The organism is Bradyrhizobium sp. ISRA464 (assembly GCF_029910095.1).
Taxonomy (GTDB): Bacteria; Pseudomonadota; Alphaproteobacteria; order Rhizobiales; family Xanthobacteraceae; genus Bradyrhizobium.
In genome coordinates this window covers 2,417,873-2,433,337 of the sequence record NZ_CP094526.1, presented here as the reverse complement: position 1 = coordinate 2,433,337, position 15,465 = coordinate 2,417,873, and the positions used below count along the sequence as shown (strand labels likewise).

The following is a 15,465-nucleotide window of genomic DNA, read 5'->3' as shown; positions in this document are numbered from 1 at the left end:
AGGGAAAAGCAGTACGAAACCCTTTGGGCTCGCAGAAGATCATGTAGGATGGCAGGCGCGAACTCGCGCCCGCCGACCCAGGACCGCCTGATGACTGCGCATGTGATAGTGACCGATGAAGCCGCAACGCGCGTGATCCGGCTGCGCCGGCCCGAGAAGAAGAACGCGATCACCCACGAGATGTTTCGTGCGATGAGCGAGGCGATCGACACGGCGCAGAACGATCCGAAAATCCGCTGTCTGATCGTCACCGGCGGCTCCGGCGTGTTCACCGCGGGCAACGACATCGAGGACTTGCTCGACCAGAGTACATCCTCAGGCGAGTTGCCGCCCGCCTCCGATTTGGTCAAGTTCCTTTATTCGCTGGCCCACAACGTCAAGCCGATCATCGCCGCTGTCGACGGCGTTGCGATGGGTATCGGCACCACTATGCTGTTCCACTGCGACTACGTGCTCGCCAGCACGACCGCGCTGTTCTCGACCCCATTCTCCAGGTTCGGCCTGGTGCCGGAGGGCGCGTCCAGCCTGCTGATGCCGCGTAGCATGGGCCACCAGCGCGCGTTCGCGATGCTGGTGATGGGACGCACCATGACGGCCGACGACGGCCGTGAGGCCGGCTTCGTCAACACGGTGGTGGCGCCGGGCCATGTCGAGGTTGAGGCGCGCAAGGTGGCGCGCGAGATCTGCGCGCTGCCGGCCGACGCGGTCGCGATCTCGCGCCGGCTGCTCAGGCTTCCGCCCGAGGACGTCACCCGCCGGATCGACCAGGAGAACCATGTGTTCAGCGAGCGCATGCGCTCCACGGAAGCGATCACAGCTTTCAAGACGTTCATGTCGCGCACGAAGGATTGAACGGCCGCGTCGCAAAAATGTAGTGGCGCCGCGTCATGATGGCGTGTTCCATGGACAGCTCATGAGACGTTCCCGCCGTTCGCTCCTCACCGCCGCCGTCTGCTCGTTTGTCGCCGTCGCGGCCGGCCCCGCGCCGGCGCAGACCGCGGCACCGGTGGATTTGCGCATTCTCGGCATCAACGATTTCCACGGCTATTTGCGGCCGCCGCCGGGCGGTATCCGCATCACCGATCCCGCCGACAACAGCAAGAAGATCATGGTGCCTGCCGGCGGCGCCGAGCGGATGGCAACCGCGGTCAAGCAGCTCCGCGAAGGGCACAAGAACAACATCTTCGTCGCGGCCGGCGACCTGATCGGCGCCAGCCCCTTCCTGTCGGCGATGTTTCACGACGAGCCGACCATCGAGTCGCTGTCGATGATGGGGCTCGCGATCTCCTCCGTCGGCAATCACGAGTTCGACGAGGGCAAGGCCGAGCTGCTGCGGATGCAGAATGGCGGCTGCCACCCGGTCGACCAGTGCCAGGGGCCGCATCCCTTCACCGGCGCCACATTCCACTATCTCGCCGCCAGCACGATCGACAAGACCACCGGCAAGCCGGTGTTTCCGCCTTACGAGATCAGGGAGTTCGACGGCATCCCGGTCGCCTTCATCGGGCTGACGCTGAAGAACACGCCGAACCTGGTGTCGCCGGCTGGCGTCGCAAGCCTCGAATTCCGCGACGAGGCCGAGACCGTCAACGCGCTGGTCCCGGAACTGAAGGCGAAGGGCGTCGAGGCCATCGTGGTCTTGATCCACGAGGGCGGCTTTCCGACCGGCGACTACAATGAATGCCCGGGCATTTCCGGGCCGATCGTCGACATCGTCAAGAAATTCGATTGCGCGGTCGACGTCGTGATCTCCGGCCACACCCATCAGGCCTACGTCTGCGAGATCGACGGGCGGCTCGTCACCTCCGGCGACAAATACGGCACGCTGGTCACCGCGATCGACCTGCAGCTCGATCCGAAGACCCATGACGTGATCAGCGCCAAGGCCGACAACACCATCGTTCGCCTCAACGCGTTCAAGCGCGATCCCGAGCAGAGCGCGCTGCTGGAAGCCTACGACCGGCTGGCGGCGCCGATCGCCAACCGCGCGGCGGGCGCGGTGACGGAAACGCTGTCGCGCACGCCGAACGACGCCGGCGAAAGCCCGCTCGGCGACATCGTCGCCGATGCGCAGCTCCTGGCGACCAGCGCGGAGCCGAACGGCGGCGCGGTGATCGCCTTCACCAATCCCGGCGGCGTGCGCACCGACATCACCAGACGCGAGGACGGCGCGGTGTCCTATGCCGACATCTTCGCGAGCCAGCCGTTCCGCAACCAGCTCGTGACCATGACGCTGACCGGCAGGCAGCTCAAGGACGTGCTGGAGCAGCAATGGGCCGATCCGAAGCGGCCGCGTCCGCTGCAGGTCTCCAAGGGCTTTTCCTATGCGTGGGATGCGGCCAAGCCGGACGGTGCGCGCATCATAGCCGAGCGGATGTCGCTCAACGGCAAGCCGATCGACCCGGCCGCGAGCTATCGCGTGACCGTGAACAATTATCTCGCCGAGGGCGCCGACGGCTTCACGGTGTTCAAGGACGGAACAGCGCAGCAGTTCGGCGTCTACGACGTCGACGCGCTCTATGCCTATTTCAAGGCCAACAGCCCGGTGGGGCCGACGGCGGGCTACCGCATCGAGCGGATCAATTGAGCCAGCCGGCGCGGATGGAACACTCGTCCATCCGTCATTGCGAGGAGCTCGCGACAAATTACAAAGCAATTTTGCGCTGAAGCGACGAAGCAATCCATGCTTCCGTACGCTCGGTGACAATGGATTGCTTCGCTCCGCTCGCAATGACGGGGAAGGAGTTCGGCCCTTTGCGGTGGCTTTTTGAAGGATGAGGTCGAGAGATAAAGCTGGCCCTTTCCGGGCGGCCGGTAACGGCCTACATTAGGGGTTCCTCGTACGCGCACCGGTTGCGCCGGGAATTTGCATGACACTGCTTCTGACGCATTCCGCCTGCCTCAACCATTTGACCCCTCCCGGACACCCCGAACGCCCTGATCGGCTGCGCGCGATCGACGAGGTGCTGGCCGAGGACCGCTTCAGGGCGCTGGTGCGTGACCAGGCGCCGGAAGGCGACCTGGATTCCGTGCTGCTCTGCCATGGCGAGCACTATGTCGGCGAGTTGCGCCACATCGCGCCGACCTCCGGCATGATCTATGTCGACGGCGACACCTCGATGTCGCCGGGCACCTGGGAAGCGGTGATGCGCGGCGTCGGCGGCGCGCTCGCCGCTACCGACGCCGTGGTGACGGGCCGGCATCAGAACGCCTTCGTGGCGGTGCGGCCGCCCGGCCATCACGCCGAGAAATCGACGCCGATGGGCTTCTGCTTCTTCGACAACGCCGCGATCGCCGCGCGCCACGCCCAGCGCAAGCACGGCATCGCGCGCGCCGCGGTGGTCGATTTCGACGTCCATCACGGCAACGGCACGCAGGACATCTTCTGGGCCGATCCGACCGTGATGTACTGCTCGACGCACCAGATGCCGCTGTTTCCGGGCACCGGCGCGATCGGCGAACGCGGCGAGCACGACACCATCGTCAACGCGCCGCTGGCGCCGGAAGACGGCAGCGCCAGGTTCCGCGCCGCCTTCGAGAATGTGATCCTGCCGCGGCTGCAGCAGTTCTCACCGGAACTCATCATCATCTCGGCCGGCTTCGACGCGCATCATCGCGATCCGCTGGCGTCCATCAACCTGAAGGCCGACGATTTCGGCTGGGTGACGCGCAAGCTGATGGACATCGCCGACAAGAGTGCCGGCGGCCGCGTGGTCTCGGTGCTGGAGGGCGGTTACGACCTGCAGGGCCTGAAAGAGTCGGTGGCTTCCCACGTTGGCGCATTGATGGGCGGGTAAATCCCCGCCACAATAAGCTCGCAAAAATTCGATTGATTCTGCGCAGGGACGAGCATGATCCCGAACGGCGGGAACCGGTTTTCCCTCGCGACAGACGCGTAGCGTTTTGCGCGGAGATCATGCTCAAACACGTCTGTGCAACCGGGAACACGAGATGGCCGAAAATGCTCAAGCCGACGTCAAGAAGCTGTCGTTCGAACGCGCGATCGAGGAACTCGAATCGATCGTCAAGCGGCTCGAGGACGGCAAGGTCCCGCTCGAGGAGTCGGTCGCGATCTACGAACGCGGCGAGGCGCTGAAGCGCCGTTGCGAGGAATTGCTGCGCCAGGCCGAAGCCCGGGTCGACAAGATCACCACCGACGCCTCGGGCCAGGTGAACGGCACCGAGCCGCTCGACGTGCAGTAGCACCGCGCGCGGCCGTCGCGACAATCCGGCTACTTGGGTGCCCAGCCGACGGCACCGGGGGGCAATTGTTGCTCCGCGTTTCCATGATCTCTGCGAGCCAGGGGATGGCGATCCCCTCCGCTGGCGGCTTTTTCGCGCGCCTGCCGGCCAGCTGACTCGGCTGATCCGGGTCCTCCGGCTTGCCGCCAAAATGAGCAGAATGGACCCCGTCACCAGCTCCACCCATTGAAAAGTCTAGCTTTTTTGGCGCAAAGCATGGGAACCCAGCGCGTCGAGCGGGTTGGCTTTGGTCACAACTTTGGTGTAATGCTTCCAGCTCTATGAGCATTTGAAGGTGACGGGCGGCCAGATTCGTCCTGGCGGCAAGCGCCTCAAATGGTTCGACAAAACTGAACCGGGACGGGTGAAGAGCGACCAACGTGATGCTTATCACGTGGTTCAATCCGGAGTGAATCTAGGCTTTCAAACCAGGCACCGGCCCTGCCGGGGCGGCACCCAGTGTCTGGCTTTCGCTGCGCGGAGCGCAACCCTTCTCGCGTCGGGCCGTTGGTCTCGACCTTCAAAAATTGGAACATCGCTGTGACCACATTTAGTAATACGCCGCTTCTTGACACCATTCGCACGCCGGAAGACCTGCGCAAGCTGAAGGTCGAGCAGGTGCGGCAGGTTGCCGACGAGCTGCGCCAGGAAACCATCGATGCGGTGTCGGTGACGGGCGGTCATTTCGGCGCCGGCCTCGGCGTGGTCGAGCTGACCACCGCCATCCACTACATCTTCGACACCCCGCGCGACCGCCTGATCTGGGACGTCGGCCACCAGGCCTACCCGCACAAGATCCTGACCGGACGCCGCGACCGCATCCGCACGCTGCGCACCGGCGGCGGCCTCTCCGGCTTCACCAAGCGCACCGAAAGCGACTACGACCCATTCGGCGCCGCGCACTCCTCGACCTCGATCTCGGCCGGTCTCGGCATGGCCGTGGCGCGCGACCTCTCCGGCGGCAAGAACAATGTGATCGCCGTGATCGGCGACGGCGCGATGTCGGCCGGCATGGCCTATGAGGCCATGAACAACGCCGGCGCCATGAACTCGCGCCTGATCGTGATCCTCAACGACAACGACATGTCGATCGCGCCGCCGGTCGGCGCGATGAGCGCCTATCTGTCGCGGCTCTATTCCGGCAAGACCTATCGCACGCTGCGCGAGGCCGCCAAGCAGATCAACCAGCGCCTTCCGAAGGTGCTCGCCAACCGCGCCAACCGCGTCGAGGAATATTCCCGCGGCTTCATGATGGACGGCGGCACGCTGTTCGAGGAGCTCGGCTTCTATTACGTCGGCCCGATCGACGGCCATAACCTCGACCATCTGCTGCCGGTGCTGAAGAACGTCCGCGACATGGAAACCGGGCCGATCCTGGTCCATGTCGTGACCCAGAAGGGCAAGGGCTACGGTCCGGCCGAGGCATCCGCCGACAAGTACCACGCCGTGGTCAAGTTCGACGTCGCTACCGGCACCCAGGCCAAGGCCAAGCCGAATGCGCCGGCCTACCAGAACGTGTTCGGCCAGAGCCTCGTCAAGGAAGCGCAGAAGGACGACAAGATCGTCGCGATCACCGCGGCGATGCCGTCCGGCACCGGCGTCGACATCTTCAACAAGGCGTTCCCCGATCGCACCTTCGACGTCGGCATCGCCGAGCAGCACGCGGTGACCTTCGCGGCGGGTCTCGCCACCGAAGGCTACAAGCCATTCTGCGCGATCTATTCGACCTTCCTGCAGCGCGGCTATGACCAGGTGGTGCATGACGTCGCGATCCAGGGCCTGCCGGTCCGCTTCGCGATCGACCGCGCCGGCCTGGTCGGCGCTGACGGCGCGACCCATGCCGGCTCGTTCGACAACGCCTATCTCGGCTGTCTGCCGAACTTCGTGATCATGGCGGCCTCCGACGAGGCCGAGCTCGTGCACATGGTGGCGACGCAGGTCGCGATCAACGATCGCCCGAGCGCGCTGCGCTATCCGCGCGGCGAAGGCCGCGGCGTCGATATGCCGGAAGTTGGCGTTCCGCTGCCGATCGGCAAGGGTCGCATCATCCGCGAGGGCAAGAAGGTCGCGCTGCTCTCCTTCGGTACCCGTCTCGCCGAATGCGAGAAGGCGGCCGACGAGCTCGCCGCCCATGGCCTCTCGGCGACCATCGCCGATGCGCGCTTCATGAAGCCGCTCGACGAGGACATGATCCTGAAGCTTGCGCGCGATCATGAGATCCTGATCACGATCGAGGAAGGCTCGATCGGCGGTTTCGGCTCGCATGTGGTGCAGTTCCTGTCCGAACACGGCATGCTCGACAGCGGAATGCTGAAGTTCCGCTCGATGATCCTGCCGGACGTGTTCCTCGACCACGACACGCCGGCGGCGATGTATGCCCGCGCCGGTCTCGACGCCAAGAGCATCGTCGCCAAGGTGTTCGACACCCTCGGCAAGGATTTCAAGACCGAGACCGTGAAGCTCGCGTAATCCACCCGGGCGGCGCTTTGGGCGCCGGCAAGTCCATGATCATCTATCTGGCAGGTCCTGACGTGTTCCTGCCGGATGCCGTGGAGATTGGCCGCCGCAAGGCGGAGATATGTGCGCTGCACGGACACACGGGGCTCTATCCGCTCGACAATGCGGTGACCCCCGTGGTCGCCGGTGCATCCCTCACCATCTTCAAGAGCAACGAAGCGATGATGGAGTCCGCCGACGCCATCATCGCCAATTTGACGCCGTTTCGCGGCCCCAGTGCCGACGCAGGCACTGTCTACGAACTCGGCTACATGGCGGGACGCGGCAAGCTGTGCCTCGCCTATTCGAACGATCCCGCGTCCTACGCCAATCGCGTGGCGCGGCTGCAGCAAGTGGCGGAGGCGCCCGACGGACGCCTGATCGACGCGGAGGGGCTCACGGTGGAAGAGTTTGGATTGCCCGACAATCTGATGATGATACATGCGCTCGATCTGCACGGCAGTCCGCTGGTGACGCCGAACGAAGCCCCGTCGGACATCTGGCGCGATCTTGCTTCCTTCGAGGCTTGCGTGCGGCTCGCCGCCGAGCGCGCGCGACGCTTGCCGGGCTTCATCAATTGACCGGGACAGGCGACAGCCATCGGCCGGCCGGGAAGCGCGTCGATGTGCTTCTGGTCGAGCGCGGCCTGTTCGAGAGCCGGGCGCGGGCGCGCGCGGCGATCGATGCAGGCCTTGTTACGGCGGACGGCAAACAAATCGCGAAAGCGTCCGAGATCGTGGCGCCCGACGCCGAATTGATCGCCGAGCCGGCGCACCCTTACGTCTCGCGCGGCGGCGTCAAGCTCGCCGGCGCATTGGAGCACTATCCAATCGACGTCGAGGGCCATGTCTGTCTCGACGTCGGCGCCTCGACCGGCGGCTTCACCGAGGTGCTGCTCGCCAACGGCGCGAGCCTCGTCTTTGCCGTCGATGTCGGCCACGGCCAGCTGCACCCCTCGCTGCAGGGACACCCGAAGATCGTCTGCATGGAGGAGACCGATATCAGGAGCTTTGAAGGCAAGCGCCTGCCGGCGCGGCCCGACATCGTCGTGATCGATGTCAGCTTCATCTCGCTCAAGGCGGTGCTGCCGGTGGCGCTGTCGCTCGCGGCCGCGCCGATGCATCTGCTCGCGCTGATCAAGCCGCAATTCGAGGCTGCGCGCAAACATTCCAAGCGCGGCATCATCCGCAACGCGATGGTGCACCAGGAGATCTGCGACGACATCGCCGCCTTCGCCGCCTCGCTCGGCTGCACCGACATCCAGGTGTTCCCGTCCTCGATCAAGGGCGGCGACGGCAACATCGAGTTCTTTCTCGGCGCGCGGCGTGGCTGAGCTGCTTACCATCGACCATGTCGGCCATCGCGGCGACGGCGTCGCGATCGATGGCGCGCAGTCGATTTACGTGCCTTACGCGCTGGCCGGCGAGACGATCGAGGTCGCCGACGTCGCCGGTCACCATCCCGACCGGCGCCGACTCGTGCGGGTCGCGCGCGCCAGCCCCGAGCGCATCACGCCGTTCTGCCCGCATTTCGGCGTCTGCGGTGGCTGCGCGATCCAGCACTGGAACGACGAAGGCTACCATGCCTGGAAGCGCAACATCGTCGTCGAGACGTTGGCGCAGGCCAAAGTTGCGGCCGAGGTGGCGCCGCTGATCGACGCCCACGGCGCCGGGCGCCGCCGCATGACGCTGCACGCGCGCGTGGGCACTCACGAGATCCTCAAGGTCGGCTTCGCCGCGGCGGGCTCGCATGACATCGTCCCGGTCGACCGCTGTCCGATTCTCGATCCCGCGCTTGACAGCGCGCTCGAGGCGGCCTGGGCCGTCGCCGAGCCGCTGACCTCCACGGGCAAGCCGCTCGACATCCAGGTGACCGCGACCCTCAACGGTCTCGACATCGACGTGCGCGGCTCCGGCGCGCTGCCGACCAGCATGATCACCGCCCTGTCTCGCGCCGCGGAGAAACACCGGCTGGCGCGGCTGACGCGGCACGGCGAACTGGTGCTGATGCGCGGCTCCCCGGAGATCGCGATCGGAAAGGCGAAGGTCGTGCTGCCGCCGGGCTCGTTCCTGCAGGCGACCGTCAAGGGCGAGGAAACCCTTGCCGCGCTCGTCGTCGAGCGTTGCGGACGCGCAAAACACATCGCCGATCTGTTTTGCGGCGTCGGCCCGTTCGCGCTTCGCCTGGCGGAGAGGGCCCGGGTCGCGGCTCTCGACAGCGATGCCGGTGCGATCACGGCCCTGCAAAAGGCCGCGAAGTCAACGCCGGGGCTAAAGCCGCTCAAGGCCGAGGCGCGCGATCTGTTTCGCCGCCCCCTGGTGCCGCAGGAGTTGCGCGACTACGACGCCGTCGTGTTCGATCCGCCCCGGCAGGGCGCGCAGGCGCAGGTCACGCAGCTTGCGGCGAGCAAAGTGCCCGTGGTCGTGGCGGTGTCCTGCAACGCGGCGACCTTCGCGCGCGACGCGAAGATCCTCATCGATGGCGGCTACCGGATCGAGGGCGTTACGCCCGTCGACCAGTTCCGCCATACCCCGCATGTCGAGCTGGTGGCACGGTTTGCGCGCTGAGGCCGTGTGACTGATATCGCAGAGCACGATATGGTCCCCATTCCATGCCGCACGATCGGCTACTCGCCCGCATCACTCCGATCCTCGCAAAGGTCCCGGGCGTTGCCGCTATCGTGCTCGGCGGCTCGCGGGCGCGTGGAACGGCGCACGATACATCCGACTACGACATCGGCCTCTACTACACAGAGACCGCAGCCCTGGACACCGACCGGCTGCGCGAGGCGATGACCGAGATCGTCGACGTTCCGGACGCGGTGCATGTGACGCCGATCGGTGAATGGGGCCGTGGATCGTCGGCGGCGCGTGGCTTGCGATCGGCGGCCGCAAGGTCGACCTGCTCTATCGCAGCATCGACAGAGTGAGCGCGACGCTCGACGCCTGCCGGAACGGCGATATCGCCATGCACTACCAGCCCGGCCATCCGCACGGATTCTGCCCGGCGATCTGGGTGGGCGAGGTTGCGCTGTGCCGTTCCCTGCATGACCCGAGCGGCCTCATCGCAGAGCTGAAGGCCAGGACCGTGCCCTACCCGCGCGCGTTGCGCGACGCGCTGATCCGGCGCTTTCAATGGGAGATCCTGTTCAGCATCGAGAACGCCGAGATCGCTTTGCCGCGCGGCGACAGCACGCATGTCGCCGGCTTCGCCTATCGCGCGCTCGCCTGCATGGGCCAAGTGCTGTTCGCCCTCAACGGGCAATACCTGATCAACGAAAAGGGCGCGCTGAGCGCGGCCGCCGGCTTTCCGGTGACGATTCATGGTCTGACCGAGCGCGTCGCGGAAGTCTGGCGGTCGATTGGATCAGGCCGGCATGCGGATGCATTGCAGACGCTGAGGATGCTGGAGCAGGACCTTCGGGAGATATCGTAGAAAGAAGCGTAACCGACGTGACCGCTCAGCGTCCCCACCTGTCCTGCCAGATCTTCTCGCCGATCATGCAGTTGACGCGCGGCTCCTTCTCGGCGGCCCGTACCACGGGCGGCTCGGGCGCGTTACCGGCGACCTCGAGCAGGAGCTTGGTGCGGATCGCCTCCTTGAACTTCTCGCGGTCCTTGATCGACACCACGAAGGAGCCTGGACCGCCGATCACGCAGTCCTCGTAGTACCAGTCGAGATTATCGATATCCATCGTCGAGTAGGACGGCTCCTTCACCATGATCGGCAGGCCGTTGATGACGATGCCCTTCTCCAGCGCCATGTCGCGCGCGGGCTGGATCGGCGCGCCGTTGTTGTTAGGGCCGTCGCCGGAAATATCGATCACGCGCCGCAGGCCGCGATGCGGGTTCTCGTCGAACAACGGAACCGCGAAATAGATCGCGCCCGAGATCGAGGTGCGCGAGGCCCGGCGGACCGGCGTCTTCATGATCTCGGCCGAGACGGCATCCGCGGATTCAGGACCGTCGATCACGCGCCAGGGGATGATGATCTTCTGATCGTTGGAGGCGGCCCATTCGATATAGGTGATCGAGATCTTGCCGTTCGGCCCGGCCTTCAGCGCCTGCAGGAACTCCTTGGAGACGAGCGCCTGCGCGTAGCCCTCACGCTGGACCGCGAGCTCTTCCAAGTCCATCGAATAGGAGACGTCGACCGCAAGAATCAGCTCGACATCGACGCTCGGTGTGGATTCCTTCTCGACAAGTCGCTCGTTGGGCTGTGTTCCCGGTCCGGGTGCGGCAACACCGGCCACATCGCCGCCGGCCAGCATGCCTGCGACAAGCACCGCTCCGATCGAGACATACCAGCGCATCGCTGCCCTCCCGTCGTGTGCCCATCATCGTGACATGCAAATCAGGCGGCGCAAAGCGCGAACATCATCCGCGCTTCACATTCAGGTTAAGCCCGTTCGCCTTGATTTGGGCGACGATGGCGTCGCGCGCCGTGCCGTGACCGCAATGAGCCCGTGCAAATCGACCGGTTCCAACGAAGCCCGGAAGGCATTATTCTTCAGACTGCAACCGTGAGGGAGGTGCCGGGCAATGCCCGATACCATCGTCAAGCCGAAAACCAAGGTAAAGACCAAGGTCGAGCGGCCGCGTCTGCACAAGGTCATCCTGATCAACGACGACTACACGCCGCGCGAATTCGTCGTGACCGTGCTGAAGGCGGAATTCCGCATGACCGACGACCAGGCCTACAAGGTGATGCTGACGGCACACCAGCGCGGCGTCTGCGTGGTCGCCGTCTTCACCAGGGACGTCGCCGAGACCAAGGCAACACGCGCCACCGATGCCGGCCGCGCCAAGGGCTATCCGCTGCTGTTCACCACCGAGCCGGAAGAGTAGCAGCCCTCACCGCTCCACCGGCTGCGCGACCTGTGCCCGTCTGGCCGCCGTGATGTCGGCGACGACGGCGCCCACCACCAGCGCGCCGCCGAGAAACGCTCGGACCGACGGCACCTCGGCGAAGGCGAGCCATCTAGGCGTGAGCGGCGCGCGGCGCCTCGTCGTGCAGGCCATAGACCCGTTCAGCCTTGGAGAATCCGGCAATCGGAAACTCGCCGAGATCGCTCCAGCCGCCGTCGCAAATGCCGGCGAAGCGCTCGGAGGCGACGACCGTGCGGCCGAGCCGGCCGGCGATCCTCTCCAGCCGCGCGGCGAGATTGACCGCGGGACCGATGCAGGTGAAGTCCAGCCGGTTGCCGCCGCCGATATTGCCGTAGAGCACGCGCCCAAGATGCAGGGCGACGCCGAAGCGGAAACGCTCGACGTCTTCGCCGTTGGGGAATTGCAGCGCTGCGACGCCGGCACGGGATTCACGCGCCGCCTCCAGCACACGCGAACAGACCTGCGCCTCGTCGCCGACATATTCGTCGACCGGAAACACCGCGAGCAGGCCGTCGCCCATGAATTTCAGAACCTCGCCGCCATGTGCGCGGATCGCGGACACCTGGCAATCGAAATAGAGGTTGAGGATCTCCACCACCGTCTCGGCCGGCAGGCGGTCGGACAGCGCGGTGAAGCCACGCAGATCGGACAGCCAGATCGCGGCATCCATCGTATCCGCGTGGCCACGCCTGATCTGGCCGCCCATGATGCGCTCGCCGGCGCGGTTGCCGACATAGGTGTCGAGCAGAAGCGCGGCGGTGCGTCGCAGGGTCACGATCTCGATGTAGCGCGCGAGCGGAACGGCGATCGAGCGGATCGCGCTCAGCTGCTCCTCGGTGAAGCCACCCGGCTGCTTGGTGGTCCAGCTCGAAGCATTGGGAAAGCCATCGGTATTGATCAGCGGCACGGCGATATAGTCGGTAATGCCTTCCGCGCGCAGGTCCTCGACGATCGGAAAACGCGCGCTAGTCGGATCGTCGAGCCGCGCCCTTACCTCGGCGCACTGCCTGAACACGATCGAAAGCGGGCTGGCGGCATATTCCGGAGAGTCCAGAATATCGTGATCGACGCTGCCGAGCTCGACCTCGGCGCCAGGCTTCCAGATGAAATTGCGTCCGTAGATCTCGGGGTGCAGCGTGCGAACGAAGACGCCGACGCGCCACAGCGGCAGGCCTGCACGGACCAGGCGTTCGCAGCATTCCGCCATCATCTGCGAGGCGGTGGGCGCCGAGCGCGCGCCGCCGATCATCCACGTGATGATGTCCCGCAACTCCGACGCGTTCATGGCAGCACCCCCGGCGAGCACCCGATCTGGCGACCGCCACTATATAGGGCTCAGCGGCCGGTCTGTCCGCGATGGCGCAGAAAATGATCCGCCAGCACGCAAGCCATCATGGCCTCGCCGACCGGCACCGCGCGGATGCCGACGCAGGGGTCGTGGCGGCCCTTGGTCAGGATGTCGGTGTCGGCGCCCTTGCGGTCCACGGTCCGGCGCGGGGTCAGGATCGAGGATGTCGGCTTGACCGCGAAGCGCACCACCACCGGCTGGCCGGTCGAGATGCCGCCCAAAATGCCGCCGGCATTGTTGGACAGGAACCTGGTGCCGTCATTGCCGGTCCGCATCTCGTCGGCATTCTCTTCGCCGGAGAGCTCGGCGGCACCGAAGCCTGCGCCGATCTCGACGCCCTTGACCGCGTTGATCGTCATCATCGCCGCCGCCAGCTCGCTGTCGAGCTTGGCATAGATCGGCGCACCGAGCCCGGCCGGCACGCCCTCGGCGACGACCTCGATCACGGCACCGATCGAGGAGCCGCTCTTCCTGATGCCGTCGAGATAGCTTTCGAAGAACGCCGCCTTGTCCTTGTCCGGGCAGAAGAACGGATTCTTGGCGATCTCGTCCCAGTCCCACTTGTCGCGATCGATCTTGTGCGGGCCCATCTGCACCAGCGCGCCGCGCACCTTCACGCCAGGCAGGACCTTGCGCGCGATCGCGCCGGCCGCGACGCGGGTCGCGGTCTCGCGCGCCGAGGAGCGACCGCCGCCGCGATAGTCGCGCAGGCCGTATTTCGCCTCATAGGTGAAGTCGGCGTGACCGGGGCGGAACTTGTCCTTGATCTCGGAATAATCCTTGGAACGCTGGTCGGTGTTCTCGATCAGCAGCGCGATCGGCGTGCCCGTCGTCACCTGCACGCCGGTCTCCGGGTGCGCCATCACGCCGGACAGGATCTTCACCGCATCCGGCTCCTGGCGCTGGGTGGTGAAGCGCGACTGGCCGGGGCGGCGGCGATCTAGGTCGTGCTGGATCTCCTCCACGCCAAGCGGGATCAGCGGCGGGCAGCCATCGACCACGCAGCCGATCGCGACCCCATGGCTTTCACCGAAGGTCGTGACGCGGAACATATGGCCGAAGGTGTTGAAGGACATCTGGTTGGTCCGGAAGTAAAGCGATGCCTGATGTTGGTAGCGCCACGCGTCACGTGGGTCAAACCTCCCCTTCGGGCTTGTCCCGGCCACGACGGGTGGCGTGGTGAGCGCCTACCTTAACTATATTTCCGCAAGCCGGCCTCATCGAACACATAGACCGCACCCTGCTCGATGGTGAGATCCGCCGCGCTGGCCGGGGTCTCGAAGCCGAGCGCCACCATCAGCGCCCGCGCAGTGCCGCCATGGGCAACAGTGACCATGTCCGAGGCCACCGAATGGTACCAGTCGGTCATCCGCGCCTGCACCTCGACATAGCTTTCACCGCCCGGTGCCGCCACCGTCCACTTCTCGACCAGGCGCCGGGCATAGAGCGCGGGGGCGGCGGCCTGCGCTTCCTTGAGCGTCGAGCCTTCCCATGTGCCGTAGCCGATCTCGCGCAGTCGATCGTCGAGCGCATAGCCGCCCGGCGGCACGCCGAGCTCCGCGCGCACCAGCTCCATGGTTGCTCGCGCCCGGATCAGGGGGCTTGCAACGAAGGCGAGCTGCGCCTGGTCGCGGCCGTCGCGCGCGAACAGGTCGGCGAGGATGCGCCCGGCATGCGCCGCCTGCCGGCGGCCGAGCTCGTTCAGTGCGATGTCCCGCACGCCCTGCAGCCGGCCTTCCGCATTCCAGGAGGTCTCGCCGTGGCGGATATAGTAGATCGTCGGCACCGGCATTGCGTGATGACTAATCCTTGCTGAGCGAGATGTGCTGCTTCATGCCGAACACGTGGTAGCCGGAATCGACACACCGGGTACAGCCCAAATCGGCTCTTGGCTGACGCGCCGTGCGGACAAATCCACGCAATCGGAATAGTCACGTCATTGGGGTGTTATGTTGCGCAAGGCGGCTGCCGCCGCAACCATCGAAGACAGGGATGCATGACCGCCTTTCGTCAAAGCGTCGAGGCCATGATACCGGCGCTCCGGCGCTACGCGCGCGCGCTCGCGCGTGACGCCGACATCGCCGACGATCTGGTGCAGGACACGCTGGTGCGGGCGCTGCGCTCGGAGCGGCTGTTCCTCGGCGGCGATATCAGGAGCTGGCTGTACACGATCCTGACCAACCTGAACAAGAACCGCCGGCGCTCGCTGGCGCGGCGGCCGCCGCTGATGCCGCTGCTCGACAACAATGCCGACGCCAGCGGCACCGAGGCCGAGGGACGCGATATCGAGCGCGCGCTGTCGACGTTGGTGGAGGAGCAGCGCTCGGTGCTGCTGCTGGTGATGCTGGAAGGCCTGAGCTACCGCGAGGTCGCCGACATCCAGGGGGTACCGATCGGCACGGTGATGTCCCGGCTCGCCCGCGCCCGCGCCCATGTGAGAGCCTCGCTGGACGGCGAGCGCCCGGCGCTCAGGCGGGTGAAATGACACTG

At 65.8% G+C, this 15,465-nt stretch carries 16 protein-coding genes; 12 read left to right on the top strand and 4 right to left on the bottom strand.

Going from position 1 to position 15,465, the window contains the following annotated elements; genetic code table 11:
- The first annotated feature begins 90 nt into the window (after positions 1-90).
- The 10 genes from MTX19_RS11395 to MTX19_RS11350 all read left to right on the top strand — a co-directional run bounded on the left by MTX19_RS11395 (position 91) and on the right by MTX19_RS11350 (position 10,173).
- Complete coding sequence (locus MTX19_RS11395) at positions 91-852, top strand: crotonase/enoyl-CoA hydratase family protein (protein ID WP_280983671.1); 762 nt, start codon at positions 91-93, stop codon at positions 850-852.
- A 61-nt stretch (positions 853-913) separates the two neighbouring features.
- Positions 914-2,587, top strand: coding sequence for a bifunctional metallophosphatase/5'-nucleotidase (locus tag MTX19_RS11390; RefSeq protein WP_280983670.1), 1,674 nt, complete (start codon positions 914-916; stop codon positions 2,585-2,587).
- A gap of 283 nt (positions 2,588-2,870) precedes the next feature.
- Positions 2,871-3,797: a histone deacetylase family protein gene (locus tag MTX19_RS11385; protein ID WP_280983669.1), complete on the top strand. Its 927-nt coding sequence runs from the start codon at positions 2,871-2,873 to the stop codon at positions 3,795-3,797.
- Between the two features lie 154 nt (positions 3,798-3,951).
- Positions 3,952-4,203: an exodeoxyribonuclease VII small subunit gene (locus MTX19_RS11380; protein WP_280983668.1), complete on the top strand. Its 252-nt coding sequence runs from the start codon at positions 3,952-3,954 to the stop codon at positions 4,201-4,203.
- Positions 4,204-4,782: 579 nt separating this feature from the next.
- Positions 4,783-6,711, top strand: a complete 1,929-nt coding sequence (dxs, locus tag MTX19_RS11375) for a 1-deoxy-D-xylulose-5-phosphate synthase (RefSeq protein ID WP_280983667.1) — start codon at positions 4,783-4,785, stop codon at positions 6,709-6,711.
- Positions 6,712-6,746: 35 nt separating this feature from the next.
- Positions 6,747-7,319 carry a nucleoside 2-deoxyribosyltransferase gene (locus tag MTX19_RS11370; RefSeq protein WP_280983666.1) on the top strand — a complete coding sequence of 191 codons (573 nt, stop codon included), beginning with the start codon at positions 6,747-6,749 and terminating at the stop codon, positions 7,317-7,319.
- Positions 7,316-8,071 carry a TlyA family RNA methyltransferase gene (locus tag MTX19_RS11365; RefSeq protein WP_280983665.1) on the top strand — a complete coding sequence of 252 codons (756 nt, stop codon included), beginning with the start codon at positions 7,316-7,318 and terminating at the stop codon, positions 8,069-8,071. The genes MTX19_RS11370 and MTX19_RS11365 overlap by 4 nt, the downstream gene beginning before the upstream one ends.
- Positions 8,064-9,305 (top strand): methyltransferase, encoded by a 1,242-nt coding sequence (locus tag MTX19_RS11360; protein ID WP_280983664.1) that lies wholly within the window; start codon positions 8,064-8,066, stop codon positions 9,303-9,305. The genes MTX19_RS11365 and MTX19_RS11360 overlap by 8 nt, the downstream gene beginning before the upstream one ends.
- A 44-nt stretch (positions 9,306-9,349) precedes the next feature.
- Positions 9,350-9,667, top strand: a complete 318-nt coding sequence (locus tag MTX19_RS11355) for a nucleotidyltransferase domain-containing protein (protein WP_280983663.1) — start codon at positions 9,350-9,352, stop codon at positions 9,665-9,667.
- Positions 9,583-10,173 (top strand): DNA polymerase subunit beta, encoded by a 591-nt coding sequence (locus MTX19_RS11350; protein ID WP_280983662.1) that lies wholly within the window; start codon positions 9,583-9,585, stop codon positions 10,171-10,173. Before MTX19_RS11355 ends, MTX19_RS11350 begins: the two co-directional genes overlap by 85 nt.
- A 25-nt stretch (positions 10,174-10,198) precedes the next feature.
- Here the strand turns inward: MTX19_RS11350 and MTX19_RS11345 are convergent, their stop codons facing one another.
- Complete coding sequence (locus MTX19_RS11345; RefSeq protein WP_280983661.1) at positions 10,199-11,050, bottom strand: DUF1194 domain-containing protein; 852 nt, start codon at positions 11,048-11,050, stop codon at positions 10,199-10,201.
- A gap of 229 nt (positions 11,051-11,279) precedes the next feature.
- Between MTX19_RS11345 and clpS the strand changes: the two genes are divergently transcribed.
- The gene (clpS, locus tag MTX19_RS11340) at positions 11,280-11,585 is read left to right on the top strand and encodes an ATP-dependent Clp protease adapter ClpS (protein WP_280983660.1); all 306 of its coding nucleotides are present in this window, start codon (positions 11,280-11,282) and stop codon (positions 11,583-11,585) included.
- 133 nt (positions 11,586-11,718) lie between these two features.
- On the opposite strand, the gene MTX19_RS11335 is transcribed toward clpS, so the two are convergent.
- The 3 genes from MTX19_RS11335 to MTX19_RS11325 form a co-directional block, all read right to left on the bottom strand.
- Complete coding sequence (locus MTX19_RS11335; protein WP_280983659.1) at positions 11,719-12,912, bottom strand: adenylate/guanylate cyclase domain-containing protein; 1,194 nt, start codon at positions 12,910-12,912, stop codon at positions 11,719-11,721.
- A gap of 50 nt (positions 12,913-12,962) precedes the next feature.
- On the bottom strand, positions 12,963-14,051 hold the full coding sequence (gene aroC, locus MTX19_RS11330) for a chorismate synthase (RefSeq protein WP_280976547.1): 1,089 nt from the start codon (positions 14,049-14,051) through the stop codon (positions 12,963-12,965).
- Between the two features lie 116 nt (positions 14,052-14,167).
- Positions 14,168-14,767 (bottom strand): histidine phosphatase family protein, encoded by a 600-nt coding sequence (locus MTX19_RS11325; protein ID WP_280983658.1) that lies wholly within the window; start codon positions 14,765-14,767, stop codon positions 14,168-14,170.
- A gap of 204 nt (positions 14,768-14,971) precedes the next feature.
- Between MTX19_RS11325 and MTX19_RS11320 the strand changes: the two genes are divergently transcribed.
- Complete coding sequence (locus tag MTX19_RS11320; RefSeq protein ID WP_280976545.1) at positions 14,972-15,460, top strand: sigma-70 family RNA polymerase sigma factor; 489 nt, start codon at positions 14,972-14,974, stop codon at positions 15,458-15,460.
- The last annotated feature ends 5 nt before the right edge of the window (positions 15,461-15,465 follow it).